The sequence below is a fragment of the Synechococcus sp. OH2 genome, from assembly GCF_047462155.1.
Lineage (GTDB): Bacteria > Cyanobacteriota > Cyanobacteriia > Thermostichales > Thermostichaceae > Thermostichus.
In genome coordinates, this window is sequence record NZ_JANSIR010000095.1 from 198487 (window position 1) to 200408 (window position 1922).

Annotated in this window: 3 protein-coding genes; all 3 read right to left on the minus strand. The window is 54.9% G+C overall.

Annotated features, from left to right (window positions below):
• Nucleotides 1-843: an RtcB family protein gene (locus NW835_RS09410; protein ID WP_414415135.1), complete on the minus strand. Its 843-nt coding sequence runs from the start codon at nucleotides 841-843 to the stop codon at nucleotides 1-3.
• Nucleotides 844-855: 12 nt separating this feature from the next.
• Nucleotides 856-1278 (minus strand): archease, encoded by a 423-nt coding sequence (locus NW835_RS09415; RefSeq protein WP_414415136.1) that lies wholly within the window; start codon nucleotides 1276-1278, stop codon nucleotides 856-858.
• A gap of 383 nt (nucleotides 1279-1661) precedes the next feature.
• A partial coding sequence (locus NW835_RS09420) for a hypothetical protein (RefSeq protein WP_414415137.1) occupies nucleotides 1662-1922 on the minus strand: 261 nt, incomplete at its 5' end.

Consider the following 1922-nt stretch of genomic DNA (forward strand, 5'->3'; position numbering starts at 1 on the left):
CTAGCTTTGCCCCACTTTGGACTGCAAAGGCGCACATGCCAGCTCGCGATCAGGCAGCTCTATGCCGTATTCTTTAGCTGCCTGTTGCATCTTCTTCAAATATTCAGTGCCAATCTGGTGACCCAGGCCCCGCGAGCCGCAGTGAATAGTAATGACAACTTCCCCCTGCCTGAGACCAAAACTCTCGGCAGCCTTGGGATCGTAGATCTCATCGACAACCTGGACTTCGAGGTAGTGGTTACCTGAGCCTAGGGTTCCCATCTCGCGCCGCTGGCGTTCACGGGCGTAGGCGGAGACTTCGCCTGGCTTTGCTCCACGCATGCGGCCATGTTCTTCGATGCGCTCTAGATCTGCTTTCTTGCCGTAGCCTTGAGCAACAGCCCATTCTGCTCCGCCTTCCAGCATGGCTTCCATCTCTTTGTCGCTCAAGGAAAGCTTGCTGCGGCTGCCGAGCCCTACCGGTACGCTGGCATACAAGGCATTGGCTAAGGGTTCTGCTGCTTCCTGCACTTCTTCGCGCGTCAGCCCTGTCCGCAAGGTTCTCACGCCGCAGGAGATGTCAAATCCCACTCCGCCAGCGGAAATCACCCCCCCTTCTTCTGCATCGAAGGCCGCCACCCCACCGATGGGAAAACCATAGCCCCAGTGGGCATCTGGCATCACATAACACGCTCCCACGATCCCTGGCAAAGTGGTCACGTTGCTGGCCTGCTCGGCCACTTTGTCGTCCATCTCCCGGATTAACTCTTCATCGGCAAAGATCAAGACCGGGACACGCATTTTGCCTTTAGGAGGAATGCGCCAAACCGTTTCATCTAGACGCTCAAGTTTCCTGATATCCATAGACTGCCTCCCTTACACGTCCACCACACACTGTGCCACCCAAAGCTCACCCTCTTGAGCTACCTTGAGTTGCGTGTAAGTTGCCCCTTTAACTTCTACTGCCGGTCGGTGCTTGGTGCGGTCAACTCTTTCCCCCCACAGGCTGGCTTTGAGATGGTCTTTTGCAAGATGCACTTCAACTTTCCCAAACAGCATTCCTCTAACTGCCATCTCGTAGATCACTGCATTCAGGAAGTCCACCAACAATAGTTCCAGATCGCCTGAATTTTCTAGCTCGATCTCTAGCCGCTCCCTGGGATCTACTTCATCCTCGCTAGTGATCGCCGCAGTCAGGGCCAAAGCTGCCTGGGCAAAGGCTTCCTCCGGCGTTGCCCCATAGCCGCGGACGCCAATGTCGGCCATGTGTTCAAAATGCTCCCATCTTGCCTGCACCACGGCAGTCTCCTCGTTCAGGGCAGGCCGAAGCCCAATGCCATCTAGACGCGGCAGCGATACCGTAACTTACGCAACTTATCGCTCCCTCTGCAAGGGGATCCCTGGAGGTTGGAAACAGAAACAACCACTAGGGTACTACTATTGTATTCGTCTCTTGTTCTTCCTCCTGCATAGGAATGGGAGACTTTTTTGAGGTTGGCAGAGCTTGTGGAGTTACCCCTTCGGGAGATCCCAATGGGAAAAACCTCCCGCTAATAGGGGAGGTGTTTGTGGCTCTATTTTTCTGTTTGGGGATCCCTAGAAACTGGAGAAAAGCGGGAATCTGGGTTCGCTGAGGGCACTTCGAGGATCCCATCTCCTGGGATCCGTGGGGGATAGGAACTCTAGAGATAGCTGATTGGGATGAGGGCAGCCAAAATTAGGTAGAAGGCGAGATCGGCGCACTCTTGGGTTTTTGGGCAACTTGCTGCTTCGAGAGTGGTCGGCACTGACGACGAAAACCAGAAGGCGACCTGGGCTGTTGACAGAAAGCCCTTGACAGCCGTAGGGCTACTGGAAAATGAATAGCCAACACTGATCCTTTCGACGGCAGGGGGATCCCAGCGATGAGGAAAGATCTCAACATCCTGCATCGGCTGGCGCGC